The sequence below is a fragment of the Ancylobacter sp. TW_SC_1 genome, from assembly GCF_056836805.1.
Window position 1 is genome coordinate 3,964,596 of sequence record NZ_CM166365.1, and the last position, 23,272, is coordinate 3,987,867.

General features: G+C 68.7%; 22 protein-coding genes and 1 pseudogene. 18 read left to right on the plus strand and 5 right to left on the minus strand.

The features are described from left to right. Window positions 1-23 precede the first annotated feature (23 nt). The 3 genes from AC1PZ7_RS18655 to AC1PZ7_RS18665 all read left to right on the plus strand — a co-directional run bounded on the left by AC1PZ7_RS18655 (window position 24) and on the right by AC1PZ7_RS18665 (window position 2,145). Window positions 24-1,370 (plus strand): ATP-dependent DNA helicase, encoded by a 1,347-nt coding sequence (locus tag AC1PZ7_RS18655; RefSeq protein WP_482356682.1) that lies wholly within the window; start codon window positions 24-26, stop codon window positions 1,368-1,370. 58 nt (window positions 1,371-1,428) lie between these two features. After that, a complete protein-coding gene (locus tag AC1PZ7_RS18660) occupies window positions 1,429-1,578 on the plus strand; it encodes a hypothetical protein (protein WP_482356683.1) in 150 nt (49 codons plus the stop codon). Between the two features lie 117 nt (window positions 1,579-1,695). Next, the gene (locus AC1PZ7_RS18665) at window positions 1,696-2,145 is read left to right on the plus strand and encodes an RrF2 family transcriptional regulator (protein WP_482356684.1); all 450 of its coding nucleotides are present in this window, start codon (window positions 1,696-1,698) and stop codon (window positions 2,143-2,145) included. A gap of 233 nt (window positions 2,146-2,378) precedes the next feature. Here AC1PZ7_RS18665 and AC1PZ7_RS18670 read toward each other — a convergent pair whose 3' ends face one another. Next, window positions 2,379-3,620, minus strand: a complete 1,242-nt coding sequence (locus AC1PZ7_RS18670; protein ID WP_482356685.1) for an acyl-CoA dehydrogenase — start codon at window positions 3,618-3,620, stop codon at window positions 2,379-2,381. A gap of 312 nt (window positions 3,621-3,932) precedes the next feature. Between AC1PZ7_RS18670 and AC1PZ7_RS18675 the strand changes: the two are divergent. The 5 genes and pseudogenes from AC1PZ7_RS18675 (at window position 3,933) to AC1PZ7_RS18695 (ending at window position 9,603) form a co-directional block, all read left to right on the plus strand. Next, window positions 3,933-5,491 (plus strand): annotated as a pseudogene (locus tag AC1PZ7_RS18675) (ABC transporter substrate-binding protein). A gap of 180 nt (window positions 5,492-5,671) precedes the next feature. Continuing rightward, on the plus strand, window positions 5,672-6,685 hold the full coding sequence (locus tag AC1PZ7_RS18680) for an ABC transporter permease subunit (RefSeq protein WP_482356686.1): 1,014 nt from the start codon (window positions 5,672-5,674) through the stop codon (window positions 6,683-6,685). 46 nt (window positions 6,686-6,731) lie between these two features. Then, a complete protein-coding gene (locus tag AC1PZ7_RS18685; protein WP_482359677.1) occupies window positions 6,732-7,610 on the plus strand; it encodes an ABC transporter permease subunit in 879 nt (292 codons plus the stop codon). After that, window positions 7,610-8,599, plus strand: coding sequence for an ABC transporter ATP-binding protein (locus AC1PZ7_RS18690; RefSeq protein WP_482356687.1), 990 nt, complete (start codon window positions 7,610-7,612; stop codon window positions 8,597-8,599). Before AC1PZ7_RS18685 ends, AC1PZ7_RS18690 begins: the two co-directional genes overlap by 1 nt. After that, complete coding sequence (locus AC1PZ7_RS18695) at window positions 8,596-9,603, plus strand: dipeptide ABC transporter ATP-binding protein (protein ID WP_482356688.1); 1,008 nt, start codon at window positions 8,596-8,598, stop codon at window positions 9,601-9,603. Before AC1PZ7_RS18690 ends, AC1PZ7_RS18695 begins: the two co-directional genes overlap by 4 nt. Before the next feature lie 42 nt (window positions 9,604-9,645). Here AC1PZ7_RS18695 and AC1PZ7_RS18700 read toward each other — a convergent pair whose 3' ends face one another. The 4 genes from AC1PZ7_RS18700 to AC1PZ7_RS18715 form a co-directional block, all read right to left on the minus strand. Next, complete coding sequence (locus tag AC1PZ7_RS18700; RefSeq protein ID WP_482356689.1) at window positions 9,646-10,515, minus strand: energy transducer TonB family protein; 870 nt, start codon at window positions 10,513-10,515, stop codon at window positions 9,646-9,648. Continuing rightward, window positions 10,512-11,078 carry a TonB system transport protein ExbD gene (gene exbD / locus AC1PZ7_RS18705; protein ID WP_482356690.1) on the minus strand — a complete coding sequence of 189 codons (567 nt, stop codon included), beginning with the start codon at window positions 11,076-11,078 and terminating at the stop codon, window positions 10,512-10,514. Before exbD ends, AC1PZ7_RS18700 begins: the two co-directional genes overlap by 4 nt. 6 nt (window positions 11,079-11,084) lie before the next feature. Then, entirely contained in the window at window positions 11,085-12,188 is a 1,104-nt protein-coding gene (gene exbB / locus AC1PZ7_RS18710) for a tonB-system energizer ExbB (RefSeq protein WP_482356691.1), read from the minus strand. A gap of 215 nt (window positions 12,189-12,403) precedes the next feature. After that, complete coding sequence (locus AC1PZ7_RS18715) at window positions 12,404-13,831, minus strand: FAD-binding oxidoreductase (protein ID WP_482356692.1); 1,428 nt, start codon at window positions 13,829-13,831, stop codon at window positions 12,404-12,406. 56 nt (window positions 13,832-13,887) lie between these two features. Between AC1PZ7_RS18715 and AC1PZ7_RS18720 the strand changes: the two genes are divergently transcribed. The 10 genes from AC1PZ7_RS18720 (at window position 13,888) to mgtE (ending at window position 23,200) form a co-directional block, all read left to right on the plus strand. Further along, on the plus strand, window positions 13,888-14,175 hold the full coding sequence (locus AC1PZ7_RS18720) for a type II toxin-antitoxin system ParD family antitoxin (RefSeq protein ID WP_482356693.1): 288 nt from the start codon (window positions 13,888-13,890) through the stop codon (window positions 14,173-14,175). Next, the gene (locus AC1PZ7_RS18725; RefSeq protein ID WP_482356694.1) at window positions 14,165-14,470 is read left to right on the plus strand and encodes a type II toxin-antitoxin system RelE/ParE family toxin; all 306 of its coding nucleotides are present in this window, start codon (window positions 14,165-14,167) and stop codon (window positions 14,468-14,470) included. Before AC1PZ7_RS18720 ends, AC1PZ7_RS18725 begins: the two co-directional genes overlap by 11 nt. A gap of 47 nt (window positions 14,471-14,517) precedes the next feature. Then, the gene (locus tag AC1PZ7_RS18730) at window positions 14,518-16,353 is read left to right on the plus strand and encodes an ABC-F family ATP-binding cassette domain-containing protein (protein WP_482356695.1); all 1,836 of its coding nucleotides are present in this window, start codon (window positions 14,518-14,520) and stop codon (window positions 16,351-16,353) included. Window positions 16,354-16,489: 136 nt separating this feature from the next. Then, window positions 16,490-17,296 carry a TrmH family RNA methyltransferase gene (locus tag AC1PZ7_RS18735; protein ID WP_482356696.1) on the plus strand — a complete coding sequence of 269 codons (807 nt, stop codon included), beginning with the start codon at window positions 16,490-16,492 and terminating at the stop codon, window positions 17,294-17,296. A 246-nt stretch (window positions 17,297-17,542) separates the two neighbouring features. Continuing rightward, complete coding sequence (locus tag AC1PZ7_RS18740; protein WP_482356697.1) at window positions 17,543-18,151, plus strand: amino acid kinase family protein; 609 nt, start codon at window positions 17,543-17,545, stop codon at window positions 18,149-18,151. Next, complete coding sequence (locus AC1PZ7_RS18745; protein ID WP_482356698.1) at window positions 18,148-18,714, plus strand: flavoprotein; 567 nt, start codon at window positions 18,148-18,150, stop codon at window positions 18,712-18,714. The genes AC1PZ7_RS18740 and AC1PZ7_RS18745 overlap by 4 nt, the downstream gene beginning before the upstream one ends. Continuing rightward, window positions 18,707-20,167 carry a DUF6513 domain-containing protein gene (locus tag AC1PZ7_RS18750; protein WP_482356699.1) on the plus strand — a complete coding sequence of 487 codons (1,461 nt, stop codon included), beginning with the start codon at window positions 18,707-18,709 and terminating at the stop codon, window positions 20,165-20,167. The genes AC1PZ7_RS18745 and AC1PZ7_RS18750 overlap by 8 nt, the downstream gene beginning before the upstream one ends. Further along, on the plus strand, window positions 20,164-20,730 hold the full coding sequence (locus AC1PZ7_RS18755; RefSeq protein ID WP_482356700.1) for a DUF447 domain-containing protein: 567 nt from the start codon (window positions 20,164-20,166) through the stop codon (window positions 20,728-20,730). Before AC1PZ7_RS18750 ends, AC1PZ7_RS18755 begins: the two co-directional genes overlap by 4 nt. A gap of 33 nt (window positions 20,731-20,763) precedes the next feature. Then, window positions 20,764-21,495 carry a (5-formylfuran-3-yl)methyl phosphate synthase gene (locus AC1PZ7_RS18760; RefSeq protein WP_482356701.1) on the plus strand — a complete coding sequence of 244 codons (732 nt, stop codon included), beginning with the start codon at window positions 20,764-20,766 and terminating at the stop codon, window positions 21,493-21,495. 325 nt (window positions 21,496-21,820) lie between these two features. Next, window positions 21,821-23,200 (plus strand): magnesium transporter, encoded by a 1,380-nt coding sequence (gene mgtE, locus AC1PZ7_RS18765; protein ID WP_482356702.1) that lies wholly within the window; start codon window positions 21,821-21,823, stop codon window positions 23,198-23,200. Window positions 23,201-23,272: the final 72 nt, after the last annotated feature.

Genomic DNA, 23,272 nt, shown 5'->3' on the forward strand with positions numbered 1-23,272 from the left:
CCCTCCTGTGCTCCATTGCGCCGATGAACGAGAAAATCGCGCTTCCGATTCGTCCGGTCATCGCCGAGGACGCCTTCGCCGGCCCGCTGGCGCTGGTGGGCTCCGGCGCGCCGCTGGTAATGGTGCTCGGCGGCGCCGGCACCGGCAAGACCACCTTCCTGCACGCGCTGCGCAAGCATGGCGGCGGCCGGCAGGCCTTCCTCGCGCCGACCGGCGTCGCCGCGCTGCAGCTCGGCGGCCAGACCATCCATTCCTTCTTCGGCCTGCCGCCGCGCCTCGTCGATCCCGACCAGGTCAAGCCGCGCTCACCCAAGCGCACCTTGATGAAGAAGCTGGAGCGGCTCGTCATCGACGAAGTCTCGATGGTCCGCGCCGACGTGCTCGACGCGGTGGACCGGAGCCTGCGCATCGTGCGCGGCAATCCGGAACCGTTCGGCGGGGTGCAGGTGGTGCTGGTCGGTGACTTCCTGCAATTGCCGCCGGTGGTGCCGACGGCCGAGCGCGAGATTCTCGGCCATCTCGGCTATGAGGGCCCCTTCGCCTTCGACGCGCGCGTGCTGCGCGAGGTAGAGCCGGCGCGGCTGCCCTTCACGCAGGTCTACCGCCAGACCGACGACGCCTTCGTCGGCTATCTCGCCGAGTTGCGCGCCGGCCGATATGTCGGCGATGCCATCGCCGCCATCAACGCCGCTTCGTTCCGCGAGCACCGGACCGGACGCACCCCGGTCGTGCTGGCGCCGACCAATATGCGCGTCGATGCCTATAACCGGCGCGGCCTCGACGCCCTCGCCGATGAGGGCCGCCGCTACGAGGGCAAGAGCGAGGGCGAGTTCGACCTCGCCAATGATCGCCTTCCGGTGCCCGAGGCACTGGCGCTCAAGGTCGGCGCCCGCGTCATGACGGTGCGCAACCATCCCGAGAAGCAGTGGGTGAACGGCTCGGTCGGCACCGTGACCGGCCTCGCGCCGGACCGCGCCTATGTCCGGCTGGACGGCGCCGGCGTGGTCGAGATCGAGCGCACGAGCTGGGAGCGCATCCGCTACGACTGGGACGAGGCGACGGGCAAGGTCGCGGCCAAGGTGGTGGGGACCTACACCCAGCTTCCGCTGGTTCCCGCCTGGGCGGTGACGGTGCACAAGGCACAGGGCCTCACCCTCGACGACGTGCGCATCGACTTCGACAGCGGCGCCTTCGCGGCCGGGCAGGCCTATGTCGCGCTTTCCCGCGCGCGCTCGCTGGAAGGGCTGTCGCTCGTCCGGCCGCTGCGCGCCTCGGACATACGAATCGACCGCCGCGTCGCCGCCTTCACCTCGGCCTTCGAGAACGGGGCGTCGCTGCGCGTCGACCCGCCCATGTACGACGAGGACTGATCCACTTTACAAAATACATATTGTTGATAGACTACCTTTCTAGATCGGAGAGGGACTCATGGGCCAGACCGGCTTCCGCCGTTATCGCGACAAGCTGCTGTTCGCGCTGGCTTATGGTGCCGTGGTCGGCGCCATCCTCTTCGCGCATCCGTTCCGCGACGCGCCCGAGGCACCTTCGGTCGTGGCCGCCGCCGCGACCGCGGGCTGAGCCCACTGGTAAAATTCCCGCTGATCTACCATCTATATAGTGTGCTGCCGGCAGGAGATTCGTCGGCGTCGCTTTTGTTGCGGGCACCGATGCGACCAGCCGGGTGATGATGCGGACATGCTGACCAACAAGGGCAAGTACGGCCTGAAGGCGATGCTCTATCTCGCCCGGCTCGAACCCGGCTCCAGCGCGATGGGCCAGGAAATCGCCACCGACAACAACATTCCCAAGAAGTTCCTCGACGCGATCCTGCTCGAACTGCGCAATGCCGGCATGCTGCGCTCCAAGAAGGGTCCAGGCGGCGGCTACGCCCTCGCCAAGACGCCGCGCGAGATCCGCATCGGCCACATCATCCGCACGCTCGACGGCCCGCTGGCCCCGATCAGCTGCGCCAGCAAGAGCGCCTATGTGCCCTGCCAGGACTGCGAGGACCTCGAGACCTGCGCCGTGCGCATCACCATGAGCCGCGTGCGGGACGCGATGTCGGACATTCTCGACGGCATGTCGCTGCAGGACATGATCGTGTTCGCGCAAACGCCGAATGCCGACCTGATGTACAATATTTGAGAGAACTCCGCCGGACGACCCGGGGATTTTGCAGAGAGTCTTTCGCTGGATCCCGGATCAGCGCCGCGCTCTGCGCGGCTTGTCCGGGAAACAGTTTCCCCGTGTCCCGGACAAGCGACGCCGTAGGCGGAGCACCGATCCGGGACCCAGCGCAAGACCCTTCAGCGCAAGACTCTTCGGCGTAAGACTCTTCGGCGTAAGACTCTTCGGCCGAACCCCAAGCCAGCGCGCTCTCAGAAGAACGCCTGGTGCCCGGTGATGGCCCGGCCGAGAATCAGCGCGTGGATGTCGTGCGTGCCCTCATAGGTGTTCACCGTCTCCAGGTTCACCATGTGGCGCATCACCGGGAATTCACCCGAGATGCCGTTGCCGCCATGCATGTCGCGGGCGAGGCGGGCGATGTCGAGCGCCTTGCCGCAATTGTTGCGCTTCAGCATGGAGATGGATTCGATCGGCAACTGGCCTTCGTCGAACAGCCGGCCGGCGCGCAGCGCGAGCTGCAGGCCGAGCGCGATCTCGGTCGCCATGTCGGCGAGCTTCTTCTGGATCAGCTGGGTCGCCGCCAGCGGCTTGCCGAACTGCTTACGGTCGAGCGTGTACTGGCGGGCGCTCGCATAGCAGGCCTCGGCCGCGCCCATCACGCCCCAGCCGATGCCGAAGCGGGCGCGGTTGAGGCAGCCGAACGGCCCCTTGAGGCCGGAAACGTTCGGCAGGAGGTTCTCCTCGGGCACCTCGACGCCGTCCATCACGATCTCGCCGGTGATGGAGGCGCGCAGGGACAGCTTGTGGCCGATCTTCGGCGTGGTGAAGCCCTTCATGCCGCGTTCCAGCAGGAAGCCGCGAATCTCGTCGCCATGGGCGGCCGACTTCGCCCACACCACCGCGAGGTCGGCGATCGGCGAGTTGGTGATCCACATCTTGGCGCCGGAGAGGCGGTAGCCGCCGTCGATCTTCTCGGCCCGGGTGCGCATGCCGGCGGGGTCGGAGCCGGCGTCCGGCTCGGTCAGGCCGAAGCAGCCGACCAGTTCGCCGGTGGCGAGCTTGGGCAGGTATTTGCGCTTCTGCGCCTCGCTGCCATAGGCGTTGATCGGGTGCATGACCAGCGAGGACTGCACGCTCATCGCCGAGCGATAGCCCGAATCGACCCGCTCCACTTCGCGCGCCACCAGCCCGTAGGACACGTAGCCGAGGCCCGCCCCGCCATATTCCTCGGGGATGGTGGGGCCGAGCAGCCCCAGCTCGCCCATCTCGGTCATGATCTCGCGGTCGAAACGCTCGTCCATGAAGGCGGAGGTGACGCGCGGCTGCAGCCTGTCCTGCGCGTAGTCGCGCGCCGTGTCGCGCACGAGCCGCTCCTCCTCGGTGAGCTGCCCCTCGAAGTCGAAGGGATCGGCCCAATCGAACACGGCCCGCCCGCCGGAGGTGGCGGAAGCGGCTGGGGCGGCGGTGGAAACGGAGGACGGCGCGGCACTCATGAAAACTCTCCCGAACGGTCCGGCGGCAGAAGCGCGACAGATGGCGCCGGCTCCATGCTCTTACAACTTCGCACGCCTTTATGCATCCGAAGGGCGGTACGCCGGGTCCTGGAAACCCTTTCCATCCCTGCGTCATCAGACTTTGGTCTGGGGGCGGGGTGTGATTGCGCAATATTCCGACACATGTTTCAGTTCCACATCGGACTGCGGTGACAAAAAGATGAACCCCGGAAAATGCGGGGCCGCCGCGTGTCCTCAAGAGGGGAATACACAATGCCGGTCATCAATCCGAAAGTGGCCCTCGCGGCCGCCATGCTTACCGCGTTCGCGGCTCCCGCCTACGCGGCGAAGACGCTCGTCTACTGCTCGGAGGGAAGCCCCGAGAACTTCACCCCGGCGCTCAACATCACCGGCACCAGCTTCGATGCGGCGCGCCCGGCCTACAACCAGCTCGTCGAGTTCGAACGTGGCACCACCAATGTGGTTCCCGGCCTCGCCGAGAGCTGGACGGTCAGCGACGACGGCAAGGTCATCACCTTCAAGCTGCGCAAGGGCGTGAAATTCCACTCCGGCGTCAACGGCTTCAAGCCGACGCGCGACTTCAACGCCGACGACGTGCTGTTCTCGTTCGAGCGCCAGTGGAAGCCGGAGAACCCGTACCACAAGGTCACGGGCGGCGCGTATGACTACTTCAACGACATGGGCATGCCCGACCTGCTCAAGTCGATCGACAAGGTGGACGACTACACGGTCAAGTTCGAGCTGAACGAGCCGAACGCGCCGATCCTGGCGAACCTCGCCATGGACTTCGCCACCATCATGTCGAAGGAATATGCTGACTTCCTGCTGAAGAAGGGCGCCCCCGAGCAGCTCGACCAGATCCCGGTCGGCACCGGCCCGTTCCAGTTCGTCGCCTACCAGAAGGACGCGTGATCCGCTACAAGGCGTTCCCGGACTATTTCGAGGGACCGGCCAAGATCGACAACCTCGTCTTCGCCATCACGCCGGACCCGACGGCGCGCTACGCCAAGCTGAAGAAGGGCGAGTGCCATGTGATGATCGCGCCGAACCCGGCCGACATCGCCGGCCTGAAGACTGATCCGGTGGTGAACCTGCTGTCGCAGCCGGGCCTCAACATCGCCTACTGGGCGTTCAACGTCGAGAAGCCGCCCTTCGACAAGAAGGAGGTCCGCCAGGCCTTCAACATGGCGATCGACAAGGCCGCCATCATCAAGGACGTCTACCAGGGCGCCGGCCAGGCGGCGATCAACCCGATCCCGCCGACCATCTGGTCCTACAACACCGAGGTCAAGGACTACGCCTACGATCCGGAAAAGGCCAAGCAGATGCTGGCCGATGCCGGTGTCAAAACCCCGCTCGACATCGACCTGTGGTGGATGCCGGTGCAGCGCCCCTACAACCCCAACGCCAAGCGCATCGCCGAGATGATGCAGTCGGACCTCGCCAAGCTCGGCGTCAACGCCAAGCTGGTCTCCTATGAGTGGGGCGAGTACCGCAAGCGCATGCAGGAAGGCGAGCACATGACCGGCCAGCTCGGCTGGACCGGCGACAATGGCGACCCGGACAACTTCTTCTTCCTGCTCGGCTGCCCCGCCGCGCGCAAGGGCGGCCAGAACCTCGCCAAGTGGTGCAACAAGGACTTCGACGCGCTGATCACCAAGGCGCGCACCATCGCCGACAAGGACGAGCGCACCAAGCTCTACGAGCAGGCGCAGGTGATCTTCAAGGAAGAGGCACCCTGGTTCACCATCGCCCATTCCATCGTCTACGAGCCGACCCGCAAGGAGGTCGTGGACTACAAGGTGAGCCCGTTCGGCCGGCACGAGTTCTACGGCGTCGACCTGAAGTGATCGGGCGATAGCCCCTCGTCTCGCCATCACGAACGTCATCCCGGACGCGGCTTGCCGCGATCCGGGACCGCCATCCGTTAAGACGCATCCCCGTCTCGCGATCCCGGACACCGCCGCGCGGTGTCCGGGATGACGGCCGCATTTTAGCGATCAGGCACGACTTATGGGTACGTCCCACACATGCTGAAACTCTTTCTCCGCCGCGTCGCGCTGACGCTGCCGACCTTCGTGGCGCTGATGTTCGTCACCTTCGTCGCGGTGCGCCTCGTGCCCGGCGATCCCATCGAGGTACGCACCGGCGAGCGCGGCATCTCGCCCGAGCGCCTCGCCCAGTTCCGCCACGAGCTCGGCCTCGACCGGCCGATCTGGCAGCAGTTCGGCGACTACGTGTACGGTTTGCTGCACGGCGATTTCGGCGTCTCCATCGTCACCAAGACGCCGGTGCTGGACGAGTTCCTGATCCTCTTCCCGGCGACGCTGGAACTCTCGCTCTGCGCGCTGATCTTCGCCATCTGCCTCGGCGTGCCCGCCGGCGTGCTGGCGGCCGTGAAGCGCGGCTCGGTGTTCGATCACGCGGTGATGACCGCGGCGCTGGCGGGCTATTCCATGCCCATTTTCTGGTGGGGCCTGCTGCTGATCATGTTCATGTCGGAATATCTCGGGCTCACCCCCGTCTCCGGCCGCATGGACCTGATCAACTACTATTTCGAGCCGGTCACCGGCTTCATGCTGATCGACAGCCTGCTGTCCGACCAGGAAGGCGCCTTCGGCGCGGCGGTGGCGCATCTCATTCTGCCCTCCATCGTGCTCGGAACCATTCCGCTCGCCGTCATCGCCCGCATGACGCGCTCCTCCATGCTGGAGGTGCTGGGCGAGGACTATGTGCGCACCGCCCGCGCCAAGGGCCTGTCGCCGCTCCGGGTGGTCGGGCTGCACGCGCTGCGCAACGCGCTGATCCCGGTGGTGACGGTCATCGGCCTGCAGACCGGCACGCTGCTCGCCGGCGCGGTGCTGACCGAGACCATCTTCGCCTGGCCGGGCGTGGGCAAATGGCTGATCGAATCGATCTCGCGCCGCGACTATCCGGCGCTGCAGGGCGGCATCATGCTGATCTCCGGCATCGTCATCCTCGTCAATCTCATCGTCGACATGCTCTACGTCGCGATCAATCCGAGGATACGTCATGGCGGGTGAGAGCATGAGGGAAGGCCCGGCCTTCGATCCCGCCGCCCTCGCCGCGATGGAGACGGTGCCGCCGGAAATCTCCTCGCTGCGCGCCTTCTGGTCCGCCTTCAGCGAGAATCGCGGCGCGGTGATCGGCCTGATGGTGGTGGTGTTCATCGCCTTTCTGGCCCTGTTCGCGCCGCTGGTGGCCCCGCACTCGCCGATCGAGCAGTTCCGCCAGCATGTGCAGCAACCGCCGGTCTGGGCTGGCGGCAGCTGGGCGTTTCCGTTCGGCACCGACGCGGTCGGGCGCGACGTGCTCTCCCGCCTCATCTACGGCGCGCGCATCTCGCTCGGCATCGGCCTGTCGGTGATGATCGTCTCGGTGGCGGTCGGCATCGTGCTCGGCCTCGCCAGCGCCTTCATGCGCGGCATCGTCGAGGTGGTGGTGATGCGCATCATGGACGTGGTGGTGGCGATCCCGAGCCTGGTGCTCGCCATCCTCGTGGTGGCGGTGCTCGGCCCGAGCCTTTCCAACACCATCATCGCGGTCACGGTCGTCTACCTGCCGCGCTATGTCCGGCTGGTGCGCGCCGCCGCCATCGCCGAGCTGTCGAAGGAATATGTCGTCGCCGCGCAGGTGGCCGGCGTCGGCAAGATCCGGCTGATGTTCGTCACCGTGCTGCCGAACTGCCTCGCCCCGCTCATCGTGCAGGCCGCTCTCGGCATCTCCGACGCCATATTGGAGGCCGCCGCGCTCGGCTTCCTCGGCCTCGGCGCGCAGCCGCCGACCCCGGAATGGGGCGCCATGCTGGCCGATTCCCGCGAGTTCATCCGCTCGGCGCCGTGGATCGTCACCCTGCCGGGCCTCGCCATCCTCGTCACCCTGGTCGCCATCAACCTGATGGGCGACGGCCTGCGCGACGCGCTCGACCCCAAGCTGAGGAGGAGCTGATGCCGCTGCTCTCCATCCGCAACCTCACCGTTTCCTTCGCCACCTCGCGCGGCCCGTTCCGCGCGGTGGACGGGGTGGACCTCGACGTCGAGGCCGGCGAACTGGTGGCCATCGTCGGCGAATCGGGGTCCGGCAAGTCGGTCGCCATGCTGGCGGTGATGGGCCTGCTGCCGTGGACCGCCAGCGTCAGCGCCGACCGGATGATGTTCGACGGCCGCGACATGCTGGCGCTGTCGGCCCGCGAGCGCCGCAAGATCATCGGGCGCGACCTCGCCATGATCTTCCAGGAACCGATGTCGAGCCTCAATCCGTGCTTCACCGTCGGCTTCCAGATCCGCGAGGCGATGGCCGCCCATCTCGACCTTTCGCGCGCCCAGCGGCAGGCGCGGGCGGTCGAGCTGCTGGAGCTGGTCGGCATTCCCGAGCCGGAACGGCGGCTGAGCGCCTTTCCGCACCAGCTTTCCGGCGGTATGAGCCAGCGCGTGATGATCGCCATGGCCCTCGCCTGCCGGCCGAAGCTGATCATCGCCGACGAGCCGACCACCGCGCTCGACGTCACCATCCAGGCGCAGATCCTCGACCTGCTGCTGAAACTGCAGAAGGAAAGCGGCGTCGGGCTTGTGCTGATCACCCACGACATGGGGGTGGTCGCCGAGACGGCGCAGCGGGTCTGCGTCCACTATGCCGGCCAGCAGGTGGAGATGCAGGACACGCGCGGCCTGTTCCGCGACCCGCACCATCCCTACACCGCCGCGCTGCTCGCGGCGCTGCCCGAGCGCGCGCAGGGCCGCCTGCTGCCCTCCATCCCCGGCATCGTGCCCGGGCTGGCCGACCGGCCGAAAGGCTGCCTGTTCTCGCCGCGCTGCCGCTTCGCCACCGACACCTGCCGCACCGTGCCGCCGCCGCGCGCCGGCTCGGAACTCGGCCTCGCCCTCTGCCACACCCCGCTCGTCGCGGGCGTGCCGCAGCACCGGGAGATCGCGGCATGAACCCGATCGCCGCCAATGAGATCGCCGCCCATGAAACGACCGCCGCCGACGCGGTGATGGAAGCTGTCGACCTCGCCCAGAGCTACGAGGTCGCGCGCGGCCTGTTCGCCAAATCCGCTACGGTGAAGGCGGTCGCCGGCATCAGCTTCCGCCTCGCCGCGCGCTCGACGCTGGCGGTCGTCGGCGAATCGGGATCGGGCAAGTCGACGCTGGCCCGCATGCTCACCCTGATCGAGCGGCCGGGCGCCGGCTCGCTGCGGCTCGACGATGTCGACGTCGCCGAGGCGGATGCGCGCACGCTGCGCCGTTATCGCGGCGAGGTGCAGATGGTGTTCCAGAACCCCTTCGGCTCGCTCAATCCGCGCCAGACCGTCGGCAATGCGATCGAGGAGCCGCTGCTGGTCAACACGCCCCTCTCCGCCTCCGAGCGGCGCGAGCGCGCGCTCGACATGATGAAGCGCGTCGGCCTGCGCCCCGAGCATCATGGCCGCTACCCCCACATGTTCTCCGGCGGCCAGCGCCAGCGCATCGCCATCGCCCGCGCGCTGGTGCTGCGGCCGAAGATCCTCGTGCTGGACGAGCCGGTCTCGGCGCTCGACGTCTCGGTGCGGGCGCAGGTGCTGAACCTGCTGGTGGAGCTGCAGGAGCAGCTCGGCGTCGCCTATGTGTTCGTCTCGCACGATCTCGGCGTGGTGCGGCACATGGCGGACGAGGTGCTGGTGATGTATCTCGGCCGCGCCGTCGAGCACGGCCCGCGCGAGGCCATCTTCGAAGCGCCCCGGCACCCCTATACGCGCGCCCTGCTCTCCGCGACGCCGGTCGCCGACCCGGAGGCGAAGAAGGAGCGCATCGTGCTGGAGGGCGAACTGCCCTCGCCCTTCAACCCGCCCAAGGGCTGCCCCTTCAACCCGCGCTGCCCGCTGGTGATCGACCGCTGCCGGGTGGAGATGCCGCCGCTGGAACGCAAGGGCGAGCAACTGGTGGCCTGCTGGGTCGCGTCGTAGTTCCCGGACGGATGGAGATGCGACCAGACGCCGGGGCGGGCGTCAGCGCAGACTGAACAGCACCGGCACGGTGAAGGTGATCGTCCCGCCCGGCACGTCCGGCGGCGGCGGCGGCACCGGCGAGGCACGGCGCACCATGGCGATCGCCTCCGCGTCGAAGCTCGGATTGCCGGAACTGCCGGCCAGCCGTGCCGACAGCACCCGGCCCGACCGATCGATGGAGAAGGCGACGCGCGCCTTGCCGCTACCGTTCTCGCCGCCCGGATAGCGCTTGTGCCGGTTGAGATGCGCCATCAGCCGCGAGCGCCAGTTGGCCGGCGCCCGGCTGGAGGAGGTCGACGCTCCGGCGGTCGGCGCGGCGATGCGGTTCGAGCGCGCGGCGTCGATCGAGGGCGCGGCGGAGGTGCGCGGCGCCGGCGGCTTCTCGCTCTTCTCGCGCTCCTTCGGCTTGGGCTTGGGCTTCGGCCGCGCCTTGGGCGGATCAGGCTTCTTCTCCGGCGGCGTCAGCTCCGAGGCGAGCGGCGGCGGCGGCGGCAGCGGCACCTCGATATCGGGCGCCGGGCTCTCGGCGACATCCGGCACCGGCTCCTGCTCGGGCAGAGGCTCGGGCGGCGGCACGTCCTCCTCCTTCGCCAGCGGATCGGGCGGCACGTCCTGCTCGACCTCCTCCGGCGCTTCCATCATCTGCGGACCGGGCGGCAGATCGACGGGTTCCGCCTCCGGCGCGACCGGCATTTCGGCGAGTTCGATCATGATCGCCGCCGGCTCATCGGCCGCGACGATGGGCGGCTCGGCCAGCATGTAGCCGAGCGCCCCGCCATGCACGGCCAGCACGACGGCGCCGCAGACGAGCCAGCCGCTCGCCTCGCGCAGCCGGTGCCCCCGGCTGCCACCCAGCAGCATCAGGCTCATGGAGCCGGCGCTCCGGCGGCAGGCGCGGCGGGAGCCGGAACGGCAGGGGTCGCGCCGGGAGAGGCAGGGATCGCGGCGGGTGTGGCCGACGGCGCGGCGCCGGGAGCGGCGGGGAGCGCGGCACCCGGCGGCAGGGTCGGCTGGCCGGCCATTTCCAGCCCGACCAGCGCGATCTTGAGATAGCCGGCGGCGCGCAGGAGGTTCATCACCTCCATCAGCGCGCCATAGTCGACGCTCTTGTCGGCGCGCAGGAAGATGCGCGTGTCGCGCTTGCCCTCGGTGGAGCGGTCGAGCGTGGCGCCGAGCGCCTCGCGGGCGACATCCTCATTGCCCAGCGCGAGCACGAGGTCGCTCTTCACGGTGAGATAGACCGGCTTGTCCGGGCGCGGCTGCACCTGCGCATTGGAGGCCGGCAGGTCGACGGCGACATCCACCGTGGAGAGCGGCGCCGCCACCATGAAGATGATCAGCAGCACCAGGATGACGTCGATGAATGGCGTGACGTTGATCTCGTGGTTCTCGACGAGATCGTCGCTGTCACTGCTCTGGAGCTTCGCCGCCATGGCGCCTCACTCCGCGGCCGCGCGCAGCCGCGCCGCCTCGGCGCGGTTGCCGCCCCGGTGACCGGCGTCGCGCCGGTCGAGGTCGCGCGAGAGCAGGCGCAGCACCTCGGCCGAAGCGTCGCCCATCAGCACGCGATAGCCCGACACCTGGCGCGAGAAGTGGTTGTAGATCACCACGGCGGGAATCGCCGCCACAAGGCCGATGGCGGTGGCCAGCAGCGCCTCGGCGATGCCGGGCGCCACCACGGCGAGATTGGTGGTCTGCGCCTTCGAGATGCCGATGAAGGAATTCATGATGCCCCACACGGTGCCGAACAGGCCGACGAAGGGCGCGGTGGCGCCGATGGTGGCGAGAAGGCCGGTGCCGCGGGTGATGGCGCGTCCGGCCGCCACCTCGATGCGCGAGAGCGAGATCGACACGCGCTCCTTGATGCCTTCGGCCGGCAGATCGCCGGAGCGCTGCAATTCGAGATCGGTGGCGCGGAGCATGGCGCCCGCCGGGCCATTCGGCGCCACGCGGCGCGCCTCGTCCAGCGAGGCGCTGGCGAGATAGCCCCTCAGCGCGCGGCGAAGCCGGCGCCGCGCCACCATGAGCTCGAAGGTCTTGGCCAGCCACACCGTCCACGTCACCACCGAGGCGAAGGCGAGGCCGATCATCACCGCCTTCACCACCCAGTCGGCAGCCATGAACATGCCCCACGGCGACAGGTCATGCGGCAGCTGGGCGGCGACGCTGGGGTCTTCTCCCTCATGCAGCGGCAGCGGCGCGCCGGCGGCGGACGGATCGGCGATGTCCATGCCGGCGGGCGGCAGGGAATTGGCGGCATCGTTGGCAAGCCCGGAGGCCGGCGCCAGCGGCGGCACCAGCGGATCGACCGCCTCGGACACCGCAGGCGCGCCGGCCGGGGCGGTTTGTTCGGCCGCCGGCTGGGCGGGCGCCGGCAGGACGGGCACCGGCTGGGCGGGCACCGCTTGGCTCGCTGCGGCCGGCGCCTCCGTCGATAATGGCACCTGCGCCGACACGCCCGCCGGGGCCGCGAACAGGACGGCCAGCGCCAGCAGCGCGCTCAGGACCGGGCGGTGTTGAAGGCTGGTGCGAGATGTCGACATTGCGGCTTTCCGATATCCGGGGTGACCCCTCTCGCCGCGCTTCATCGTGCGGGCATGGAAGCGAGGAGTCCGTCAGTCACCGGTCTCCATACCCCCGCAAGCGCGCAGTCGACAATATCAAAAAGGCTCTTCGCGCAACTGTGGAACGCTTCAAAACAGTAAATACACGTATGAAACCTAATTTGATATCGTTCTAGACAAGCCAATATTGCTGCTTAGCAACCGATCACCTTGCCCGGATTGAGCGTTCCAGAGGGATCGAGCGTAACCTTCAGCCGGTGCATCAGGTCGAGTGCGACCGGATCGGCGTAATGCGCCAGTTCCCCGCGCTTCAGGAGGCCGATACCGTGCTCGGCGGCGATGGAGCCGTCCATGTCCGCGACGATGTCGTGGACGATGCGGTTGAAGGTCTCCCACAGGGCGATGAAGGCGGCCTTGTCCATGCCGACCGGCTGGCTGAGGTTGAAATGGATGTTGCCGTCGCCGACATGGCCGAAGGGACAGGGCCGCAGCCCCGGCAGCGCCGCCATGCAGGCAGGAAGGGCCCGTTCCAGGAATTCCGGCACCCGCGAGACCGGCACCGACACGTCGTGCTTGATCGAACCGCCCTCATGCTTCTGCGCCTCGGACATGTCCTCGCGCAGGCTCCACAGCGCCGAGGCCTGCGCCTCGCTGGCGGCGATCGTGGCGTCCAGCACCTCGCCCGCCTCCATGGCGGCGGCGAGGCTTTCCTCCATCAGCGCACCGATGTCGAAGGCCCGGGTCGGCGAGGAGAACTCCGCCAGCACGTACCAGTCGTAGCGCTCGCGCAGCGGCCGCACCGCGCCGGGCATGTGCTTGAGCACCGTCTCGATGCCGAAGGCCGCCATCAGCTCGAAAGTGGTCAGCGCGTCGCCCGCCTCGCCGCGCAGCCGCTTGAGCAAAGCGAGCGCGGCGGCGGGATCGGGAACGGCGAGAAAGGCGGTCGCGCGCTGCGCGGGCGTGGGAAACAATTTCAAAACCGCGGCGGTGATGATGCCGAGCGTGCCTTCCGTGCCGAGGAAGAGCTGCTTGAGATCGTAGCCCGCATTGTTCTTGCGCAGCCGCTTCAGCCCGTTCCACACCCGTCCGTCGGCCAGCACCACTTCGAGCCCCAGCACCAGCTCGCGCGCATTGCCATAGCGCAGCACGGCGGTGCCGCCGGCATTGGAGGCAAGGTTGCCGCCGATGCGGCAGGAGCCCTGCGAGGCGATGTGGAGGGGAAACAGGCAGCCGGCCGCCTCGGCCGCCTCGTGCACCTTGTCGAGGATGCAGCCGGCCTCGACCGTCATCGTCATGTCGACCGGATCGACGTTGCGGATGCGGTCGAGCCTCTGCAGCGAGAGCAGCATCTGCCCGAACGGCATCTGCCCGCCGACCAGCCCGGTATTGCCGCCCTGCGGCACGAGGGCGACGCCCGCCCGCGCGCAGGCCTCGACGACGAACGCCACTTCCTCGGTGCTGCCCGGCCGCAGCACGGCGGGCGCCTCGCCCTTATAGAGCCCGCGCTCCTCGCGCAGATAGGGCGCTATGTCCACGGGGTCGGTCAGCACATGGGCCGCGCCGATGCGCTGGGCGATGGCGGCGAGCAGGGGGGCGAGGGAGGGCGAGGCTGCGAGTGTCATTGAAATCTCGGGGGGCGAGCGGTATGAATAATTCATACTATGGAATGGAGGTCTTTATGGCGAATGCCGAGAAGCGCACCTTCAGTCTGCCACGCGAGCAGACGGAATTCATAGACCGGCTGGTGGATTCCGGCACCTATGGCAGCGCCAGCGAAGTCATCCGCGCCGGCCTGCGCGCGCTTCAGGAGCGCGACGCGGCGGTGGAGCGCTGGCTGCGCGAGGAAGTGGCGCCGGTGATGCGAGCGGCTCAAGCAGACCCTTCGTCACTCCTCACCGAAGAGCAGGTGTTCGCAGAGATCCGGCGTCACCATGAGGAACGTATGAAGAGCCATCGTGCGGTATGAGATTCGATTTACCACGGCGGCGCTGCAGGATCTCGTGGGCATCTACGATTACGTTGCCCAGCGTTCCGGACCGTTGACCGCGTTCGCCTATGTCGAACGCATCAAGGCCCATTGTCGTGGCTTCGCGGATTTCCCCGCACGCGGCACCTGCCGCGACGATATCGCTCCCGGCCTGCGCATCGTCGGTTTCGAGCGCCGCGTGACGATCGCCTTTCATATCGAGCGCGAGCGCGTGGTGTTCGACCGCATTCTCTATGGCGGGCGCTCGCTGGAAAGGCTGGGCGACGACGACTGACGCGCCCTCCCCTTGCCCCGGCGCGGCTTTCCCCCTATCCCCGCGCCATGGCGCCTCCTCTTCTTCTGCTTCAAGATACCAAACTCACCTTCGGCGGCACGCCGCTGCTGGAGGGGGCGGAGCTTTCCGTCTCCGCCGGCGAGCGCGTCGGCCTCGTCGGCCGCAACGGCTCGGGCAAGTCTACCCTGCTCAAGATCGCCGCCGGCCTGGTCGCGGCCGACAGCGGCGCGCGCTTCGTGCAGCCGGGCGCAACGGTGCGCTATTTGCCGCAGGAGCCGGACCTCACCGGCTTCGCCACCACGCTGGCCTATGTCGAGGCCGGCATGGGGCCGGGCGACCAGGAATATCGCGCGCAGTACCTGCTGAACGAGCTCGGCCTCACCGGCGAGGAGAACCCCACCAACCTCTCCGGCGGCGAGGCGCGCCGCGCCGCGCTGGCCCGCGTGCTGGCGCCCGAGCCCGACATCCTGCTGCTCGACGAGCCGACCAACCATCTCGACCTTCCGGCCATCGAATGGCTGGAAGCCGAGATCGCCTCGCTGCGTTCGGCGCTGGTGCTGATCAGCCATGACCGCCGCTTCCTGCAGGACCTCACCCGCGCCACCGTCTGGCTCGACCGTGGCCGCACCAAGCGCATGGAGCGCGGCTTCGCCTTCTTCGAGGAATGGCGCGACCAGGTGCTGGAAGAGGAAGAACGCGACCAGCAGAAGCTCGCCCGCAAGATCGTCGCGGAAGAGCACTGGATGCGCTACGGCGTCACCGCGCGGCGCAAGCGGAACGTGCGCCGCGTCGGCGAGCTGGCGGCGCTGCGCGCCCAGTTCCGCGATCATCGCGGCGCGGTCGGCAGCATCACCATGGCCGCCACCGAGGCGGAGGTCTCCGGCAAGCTGGTGATGGAGGCCGAGCACATCTCCAAGGCCTATGGCGAGCGCGTGATCGTGCGCGACCTCTCCATCCGCATCCAGCGCGGCGACCGCATCGGCATCGTCGGGCCCAACGGCGCCGGCAAGACCACGCTGCTCAAGATGCTGACCGGCGAGCTGCCCCCCGACAGCGGCAAGGCCAAGATGGGCACCAATATCGAGATGGCGACGCTCGACCAGCGCCGCGCCGCGCTCGACCCCAACCGCTCGGTGCGCGAAACGCTCACCGACGGGCGCGGCGACCAGGTGTTCGTCGGCGGCAATCCGCGCCATGTCATCGGCTACATGAAGGACTTCCTGTTCACGCCGGAACAGGCGGGCACCGCCGTCTCGCGGCTGTCCGGCGGCGAGCGCGGGCGGCTGCTGCTGGCCTGCGCGCTGGCGCAGGCCTCGAACCTGATGGTGCTGGACGAGCCGACCAACGATCTCGACCTCGAGACGCTCGACCTGCTGGAAGAGATGATCGACGACTATGCCGGCACCGTGCTGCTGGTGAGCCACGACCGCGACTTCCTCGACCGCACCGTCACCGCCACCATCGCCTATGAGGGCGACGGCAATTGGGAAGTCTATGCCGGCGGCTATTCCGACATGGTGGCCCAGCGCGGCCATGGCGTGAAGGCGCGGGCCGCGGCGGCGGCGGCCGCGACGCCGTCACCGGCCAAGCCCGTGACGGCCAAGCCAGCTGCCGCATCGCCGGCGGCGCCCACGGCAGCCTCCAAGCGCAAGCTCTCCTTCAAGGAGAAGTACGCGCTGGAGCAACTTCCCAAGCGCATCGCGCAGCTGGAATCCGACGTCGCCCGGCTGAACAACACGCTGCACACGCCGAATTTCTACACCCGCGACCCCGCCGGCTTCCAGAAGGCCACCGCGGAGCTGACCCGCGTGCAGGCCGAGCTCTCCAAGGCCGAGGAAGAATGGCTGGATCTGGAGATGCTGCGCGAGGAGCTCGGGGCGTGAGTGGGCGTGCCCCTTCGGTCCGGCCATCATCCCGGCCGCAGCGAAGCGGCGCGCCGGGATCGTTCTCCATTGCCCTCGCAATCCCGGATCGGTCCTGCGGACCGTCCGGGATGACGCTCGTCGCAGCCTTCTAGCCATGCCCAGCCTCATCCCCCTCGCCTCGCCGGACGATCCGCGCATCGACGCCTATCGCGTGATCAAGGAACGCGACCTCGTCGGGCGCGGCGGGCGCTTCATCGTCGAGGGCCGCACCGTGCTCGACGTGGCCTTGTCGGCGCGCAACCGCTTCGCGCTGGAATCGCTGCTGCTGGCGGAAAGCCGGGTCGACGCGCTCGGCCCGCTGCTGGCGCAGGCGCCCGACGACCTGCCGATCTATACCGCCAGCCAGACCATTCTCGACGGCATCACCGGCTTCCACATCCATCGCGGGCTGCTCGGCGTGGGGCTGCGGGGCGCCCTGCCCTCCATGGCGGAGCTGGTGGCCACCCTGCCGGAGGAAGCGTTGGTGGTGGTGCCGCTCGGCATCGCCAATCACGACAATGTCGGCGGCATCATGCGCAACGCCGCCGCCTTCGGGGCCGACGCGGCACTGTTCGACTTCGCCTCCTGCGACCCGCTCTACCGCAAGGCGATCCGCGTTTCGGTCGGCGGCAGCCTCGTCGTGCCCTTCGCCCGCGAAGGCTCGGCGGAGGCGGTGCTCGACCTGCTGGCGGCGCACGGCTTCGAATTGCTGGCGCTGAGCCCGGCCGGCGCGACGACGCTCGCCGAGGTGCGACGGCCCAGGCGCGCCGCGCTGCTGCTCGGGGCGGAGGGGCCGGGCCTGCCGGCCGCCATCCTCGCGCGGACCCGCACGGTACGCATTCCGATGCAGGCGGGCTTCGATTCGCTCAACGTCGCCACGACGAGCGGCATCGCGCTACACGCGCTGACGGCCGGTGCATAACGCCCGCGTGAAGCGGCGAATCAGTTCTCGACATTCGCTGAGACGAGGCGCATGCTTCCGAGACTTCATACGGACGGGTAGCCGTCTGACTGATCGTCACCTTTTCAGGGCCCGGAGCATCGCTTCGGGCCTTTTTCTGTTGGCTGGCACCTTTGGGGCCGGGGATTTTGCTGATATCCGGGCGGCTTGCGCCGGTTTGCGCGGCCCGGCGTTTGGCGTAGCCTCGGCCCGAACGGAAATTAAGCCATGCCGACCCCTGAGCCCTCCCGCCGTCCCGAGATCGTCAAGCTCGGCGGCAGCCTGATCGGCCATCCGCGCCTGCCGGCGCTGCTGGACGCGCTTGCCCGGCGCGGCGCACCGCTGCTACTCGTCACCGGCGGCGGCCCGCTGGCCGATGGCGTGCGCGCCCTGCAGCCCCGCCTGTCGCTGAGCGATGCCGCCTGCCACCGCATGGCCATCCTCGCCATGGAGCAGACCGCCCTCGCCTTCGCCGACCTCGCGCCCGGCCTCGTGCTGGCGGACAGCCCGGAAGCCGTCGCCCGCGCGCAGGCGCAGGGCCGCGCCGCGCTGTGGCAACCGGCGCGCATGGCGCTTGCCACGCGCGACCTGCCCGAAAGCTGGGACCTCACCTCCGACAGTCTGGCCGCCTGGCTCGCCGGCGAGCTGGACGCGGCGCGCCTCATTCTGGTGAAGTCCGCCGCCGCCCCGCCCGGCGGCACGCCGGCCGAATGGGCCGGCGCCGGGCTCGTCGATCCGTTGTTTCCGGCCTTTGCCGCACGCCTGTCCTGTCCCGTCGCGATCACGACGGCCGAGGCCGCGCTGGCCGCCTTCGCGCAGGGGACACTCGCCGCATGAGCACGAACAAGGGGCATTACCCGCGCTGGGCCTGGGCGCTGACCGGCTCGGGGCATTTCTTCACGGAATCGATCGCGCTCATCAAGGCGCTCGACGCGGTGGACCTGTTCGTCTCGAAGGCGGCGGACGAGGTGCTGCGCATGTACAAGCAGGAACTGCCCGCCGACACCCGCATCTTCAGGGAGACGACGGCGAGTTCCGCCCCGGTCGGGCGCTTCTATGAGGGGCTCTATCACACGCTGGTGGTCTCCCCCGCCTCCTCCAACACGGTGGCGAAGGCGGTGTTCGGCATCTCCGACACGCTGGTGACGAACTGCTTCGCGCAGGCCGGCAAATGCCGCGTGCACGCCATCGTCTTCGCCTGCGACACCGCGCCGGAAATGATCACCATGGCGCCGAAGGGCCCGGTATCGGTCTATCCGCGCCGCATCGACCTCGAAAACACGGCGAAGCTCAAGGAATTCGACGACACGACCGTGGTCGAATCGATCCACGATCTGGAGGCCGCCATCGCCGCGCGCCGCCTGCACCTCGCCGAGAAGGCCGCCCCCGTCGATGGCTGACGAGAGCTCCTCCGATCCGACCAGGAAGCCGTCGAGGATCGCCCTCGTCACCGGCTCGCTGGCCGAGCCGCGCCTGACGAGGATCGCCGGCGAGATCGCCGATGCGGCGCTCGACCCGGTGGTGGTCAATGTCGGGGTCAAGGTCGCGGCGTTGATGACCGCCGAGATCGTCGAGCGGCGGCTGAAGCTGCCCGAGGGTACCGACCGGGTGCTGATGCCCGGCCGCTTCCGCGGCGACCTCGACCGGCTGGAACGCTTCTTCGGCGTGCCCTTCGCGCGCGGGCCGGACGAGGTGGCCGACCTGCCGGATTATTTCGGCCAGCAGCGCCGGGCGGCGGACCTGTCGAAGCACGACGTGACCATCTTCGCCGAGATCGTCGACGCCACCGTGCTCGACGTCGAGGCCCTCATTGCCCGCGCCCTGTTCCTCAAGGGCGAGGGCGCGGACGTGATCGACCTCGGCTGCCTGCCGGACACGGCGTTCCCGCATCTGGAGGAGGCCATCGCCGCCCTGCACGCGGCAGGGCTGAAGGTCAGCGTCGATTCCTTTGATATTTCGGAACTCAGCCGCGCCACCCGCGCCGGCGCCGATTATCTGCTCAGCCTGAACGAGAACAACCTGCACATCGCGCGGGAAGGTCCGGCGGTGCCGATCCTGGTGCCGGCGACGCAGGGCGACCTCTCCTCGCTCTGCCGCGCCGTGGATGCCTGCCTCGCCAGCGGCCAGCCCTTCTATGCCGACCCGATCCTCGATCCGATCCATTACGGCTACACCGCCTCCGTGGTGCGCTATGCCGAGCTGCGCCGGCGCTACCCGGACATTCCCATCCTCATGGGCATCGGCAACGTCACCGAGTTGACCGATGCCGACACCACCGGCATCAACGCCATCCTGATGGGGATGATCTCCGAACTGCACATACAGGCGGTGCTGGCGGTGCAGGTGAGCCCGCATTGCCGCACGGCGGTGCGCGAATTCGACCGCGCCCGGCGCGAATTCTACGCCGCCCGCCAGGCCGGCGCGCTGCCGCAGGGCTTCGGCGGCGGGCTGATGGCCTTGCGCGACCGCAAGCCCTATGCCGCCTCCCCCGAGGACATCGCCCGGCTCGCGGGGGAGGTCCGCGACCGCAATTTCCGCGTCGACGTGGCGGAGGACGGCATCCACATCTACAACCGCGACGGCCACCATGTGGCGAGCGAGCCCTTCGCGCTGTTCCCCCATCTCAAGGTCGAGGAGGATGGCGCCCATGCCTTCTATCTCGGTGTCGAGGCGGCGCGGGCGGAGATCGCCTTCAAGCTCGGCAAGCGCTATGCGCAGGACGAGGGCCTCAAATGGGGAGTGGCCGGCGAGATCGCCGGCAGCCCGGAGGAGGCCCATCGTTTGACATTCAAGGAGGCCGGCACAACGTTGCAGGCTAGATCCGCCAAGGCGAAAGCCGGAGAAACCCCGTGATCCGTGAAGTCATCGTCACCACCCGCTCGCTCGCCGGCGAGCCGCACATCGCCCCCATGGGCGCGACGGTGGTCGAGGGCGGCTATGTGCTCCAGCCCTTCCGCCCCTCGCGCACGCTGGACAATCTCGCCGCCACCCGCATCGCGGTGATCAACTTCACCGACGACGTACGCATCTTCGCCAGCTGCGTGGTGGGACAGCGCTTCCAGGTCGACGTGCGCAAGGCGACCTATATCGACTGCCCGCGCCTCGCCGACGCGCTGTCCCATGACGAGGTCACGGTGGAAAGCGCCGAGGACGATCCGCAGCGGCCGAAATTCTTCTGCAAGACCTATCATTCGGAAGGCCATACCCGCTTCGAGGGGATGAACCGCGCCAAGGCGGCGGTGCTGGAAGCCGCCGTGCTGGTCAGCCGGCTCCATCTCCTGCCGGACGAGAAGATCGACCAGGAGATCGCCTATCTCGCCATCGCGGTGGAAAAGACTGCCGGGCCGGAGGAGCTGGAGGCCTGGGGCTGGATGATCGAGGCCATCGCCGAACACCGCCGCAAGCGGGCGTCGTGAGCGCGCCGCATGACGTTGCCGGATGAACCCGTCATGAGCGAGACCGCGCCCGGCCTGCTCGCCAGCGTCGCCGACCTCCACGAGATGGAGATGGCGCGCGCCGGCGGCGCCGACATCGTCGATCTCAAGCAGCCGGCCTTCGGCGCGCTGGGCGCCTGGAGCACCGAGGCGCTGACCGCCGCGGTCATGCTGTGGAACGCCTGGGGCGACCAGCTCGGCGAAGCCGGCCGGCCGGCGCTCAGCGCCACGGCCGGCGACCAGCCGATGGTGCCCGCGCTCATCCGCGCCGCCGCCGAGCGGGTGGCCGGCACCGGCGTGCCCATCGTCAAGGTCGGCCTGTTCGCCTCCCAGCACACCAATGAGTGCGTCGAGGCGCTGGCCCCGCTCGCCGGCCGGGTCCGCATGATCGGCGTGCTGTTCGCGGATGAAGCTCCCGATTTCGGTGTGCTGGCCGCGCTCGGCCGCGCCGGCTTCGCCGGGGTGATGATCGACACCTCGGACAAGAAGTCCGGCTCGCTGACCGAGCATCTCGACGCCCTCACCCTCGGCCAGTTCGTCGCCGAGGCCCGCCGCCACGGGCTGATCACCGGGCTTGCCGGCTCGCTCAAGCTCGACGATATCCCCGCCCTTGTCGGCGTCGGCGCCGACTATCTCGGCTTTCGCGGCGCGCTCTGCGAAGGCGGCCGCAGCGGCGCGCTCGATCCCGTGCGGCTCGGCCAGGTCCATGCGCGGCTGCGCGCACCGAGCGACCATCCGCGCCCCTGATCCCGCCGCCGTCGTCCCGGCCGAGGTGAAGCCGAGAGCCGGGATCACGTGCCGGTCTCCTTCGGAGGGACCGGTCCTGACGGACCGTCCCGGATGACGGCGTGGAGAGAACGCGACAGCTTGACTTTGCCATCAGCGAAGTTCATCTCCCCGCCGTCGCGTGTCACCGCGACGCAACCGGAATCCCCTATCCATGCCCAGCGACAGTACCAGTCGATTGTCCGGCCGGCGGCGGCCGGCGCCGTGAGCCGACCTCGGGACTGACCCCGCGTTTCGGCTCCCCGCGCCCGCCTTCCGAAGGCCGGACAGCGGAGAGAGAGCCGAAATGGAAGAACGGACGGAAGACCGGCGCGACGACGCGCTCATTGATGCCGCAGCCCTGGCGGCCGAGCTCGCCGAGGAACACCCCGCCGACATCGCCGAAGCCCTCGACGAGCAGGAGCCGAGAACCGCCTCCGCCGTGCTCGCCAGCCTGCCGCGCGAACAGCAGGTCGAGGTGCTTGACGGGCCCGATGTCGACCTCACCAGCGAACTCATCGAGGCGCTGCCGGTCGAGGAGGCGGTACGCCTCGTCTCCGACATGTCGGCCGACCGTGCCGCCGACCTGTTCCGCTGGATGGACGAGCCAGCCCGCTCGCATCTCTTCGCCCGCCTGCCGCCGGAGACGCAGGCCGAGCTGAACCGGCTGCTCGCCTGGCCCGAGCACAGCGCCGGCAGCCTGATGACCACCGAGTTCGTCACCGTCCCCTCCACCTGGACCGTCGGCGAGACGCTGCGGCACATCCGCGAGACCGAGCGCACGCGCGAGACGATCTACGCCATCTACGTGCTGGATCCGCTCACCCACAAGCTGCTCAAGGCGGTGACGCTGCGCCGCCTGATCACCGGCGAGACGGGCCAGCCGATCCTTTCCGTCGCCCCCAAGCATGATCCCATCACCACCACGCCGCTCACCGACCGCGAGGACGTGGCGCGCCTCATTTCGAAATACGACCTGCTCGCCGTGCCGGTGGTGGACGAGAACGAGCATGTGCTCGGCATCGTCACCGTCGACGACATGATCGACGCGATCATCGAGGAGGGAACCGAGGACGCGCAGAAGTTCGGCGGCATGGAGGCGCTGGACGAGCCCTATATGGAGATCGGCTTCTTCGACATGATGAAGAAGCGCGCCGGCTGGCTCTCCATCCTGTTCCTCGGCGAGATGCTGACCGCCAACGCCATGCAGCATTTCGAGGACGAGCTGGAGCGCGCCATCGTGCTCACCTTGTTCATCCCGCTGATCATGAGCTCGGGCGGCAATTCCGGCTCGCAGGCGACCTCGCTGATCATCCGCGCGCTGGCGCTGGGCGAGATCAAGCTGAAGGACTGGTGGCGGGTGGCGCTGCGCGAGCTGCCCTCCGGCCTCGTGCTCGGCTCGATCCTCGCCGCGCTCGGCGTCACCCGCATCACCATCTGGCAACTCGCCGGCTTCCACGATTATGGCGAGTACTGGGTGCTGGTGGCGGCGACCATCGGCGCGACGCTGATCGCCATCGTCACCTTCGGCTCACTGATCGGCTCGATGCTGCCCTTCGTGCTGCGCCGGCTCGGCTTCGACCCGGCCAGCGCCTCGGCGCCGTTCGTCGCCACCTTCGTCGACGTGACGGGACTGGTGATCTACTTCACCGTCGCGCTGGTGATCCTGAACGGCACGCTGCTCTGACCAATGAGCGGCGTCATCCCGGCCGAGCCCAGCGAGAGCCAGGATCGCCCTCCGTCACGGCACGATCCCGGA

What these genes read in the sequence shown, in the direction of transcription:
- exbD (WP_482356690.1), bottom strand. Translation starts at nt 11,078, where the DNA reads ATGGCGGCGAAGCTCCAGAGCAGTGACAGCGACGATCTCGTCGAGAAC.
- AC1PZ7_RS18715 (WP_482356692.1), bottom strand. Translation starts at nt 13,831, where the DNA reads ATGACACTCGCAGCCTCGCCCTCCCTCGCCCCCCTGCTCGCCGCCATC.
- AC1PZ7_RS18670 (WP_482356685.1), bottom strand. Translation starts at nt 3,620, where the DNA reads ATGAGTGCCGCGCCGTCCTCCGTTTCCACCGCCGCCCCAGCCGCTTCC.
- AC1PZ7_RS18750 (WP_482356699.1), top strand. Translation starts at nt 18,707, where the DNA reads ATGGCTGACGAGAGCTCCTCCGATCCGACCAGGAAGCCGTCGAGGATC.
- exbB (WP_482356691.1), bottom strand. Translation starts at nt 12,188, where the DNA reads ATGTCGACATCTCGCACCAGCCTTCAACACCGCCCGGTCCTGAGCGCG.
- AC1PZ7_RS18735 (WP_482356696.1), top strand. Translation starts at nt 16,490, where the DNA reads ATGCCCAGCCTCATCCCCCTCGCCTCGCCGGACGATCCGCGCATCGAC.
- AC1PZ7_RS18685 (WP_482359677.1), top strand. Translation starts at nt 6,732, where the DNA reads ATGGAGACGGTGCCGCCGGAAATCTCCTCGCTGCGCGCCTTCTGGTCC.
- AC1PZ7_RS18690 (WP_482356687.1), top strand. Translation starts at nt 7,610, where the DNA reads ATGCCGCTGCTCTCCATCCGCAACCTCACCGTTTCCTTCGCCACCTCG.
- AC1PZ7_RS18760 (WP_482356701.1), top strand. Translation starts at nt 20,764, where the DNA reads ATGAGCGAGACCGCGCCCGGCCTGCTCGCCAGCGTCGCCGACCTCCAC.
- AC1PZ7_RS18660 (WP_482356683.1), top strand. Translation starts at nt 1,429, where the DNA reads ATGGGCCAGACCGGCTTCCGCCGTTATCGCGACAAGCTGCTGTTCGCG.
- AC1PZ7_RS18740 (WP_482356697.1), top strand. Translation starts at nt 17,543, where the DNA reads ATGCCGACCCCTGAGCCCTCCCGCCGTCCCGAGATCGTCAAGCTCGGC.
- AC1PZ7_RS18700 (WP_482356689.1), bottom strand. Translation starts at nt 10,515, where the DNA reads ATGAGCCTGATGCTGCTGGGTGGCAGCCGGGGGCACCGGCTGCGCGAG.
- AC1PZ7_RS18665 (WP_482356684.1), top strand. Translation starts at nt 1,696, where the DNA reads ATGCTGACCAACAAGGGCAAGTACGGCCTGAAGGCGATGCTCTATCTC.
- AC1PZ7_RS18720 (WP_482356693.1), top strand. Translation starts at nt 13,888, where the DNA reads ATGGCGAATGCCGAGAAGCGCACCTTCAGTCTGCCACGCGAGCAGACG.
- AC1PZ7_RS18745 (WP_482356698.1), top strand. Translation starts at nt 18,148, where the DNA reads ATGAGCACGAACAAGGGGCATTACCCGCGCTGGGCCTGGGCGCTGACC.
- mgtE (WP_482356702.1), top strand. Translation starts at nt 21,821, where the DNA reads ATGGAAGAACGGACGGAAGACCGGCGCGACGACGCGCTCATTGATGCC.
- AC1PZ7_RS18730 (WP_482356695.1), top strand. Translation starts at nt 14,518, where the DNA reads ATGGCGCCTCCTCTTCTTCTGCTTCAAGATACCAAACTCACCTTCGGC.
- AC1PZ7_RS18655 (WP_482356682.1), top strand. Translation starts at nt 24, where the DNA reads ATGAACGAGAAAATCGCGCTTCCGATTCGTCCGGTCATCGCCGAGGAC.
- AC1PZ7_RS18695 (WP_482356688.1), top strand. Translation starts at nt 8,596, where the DNA reads ATGAACCCGATCGCCGCCAATGAGATCGCCGCCCATGAAACGACCGCC.
- AC1PZ7_RS18680 (WP_482356686.1), top strand. Translation starts at nt 5,672, where the DNA reads ATGCTGAAACTCTTTCTCCGCCGCGTCGCGCTGACGCTGCCGACCTTC.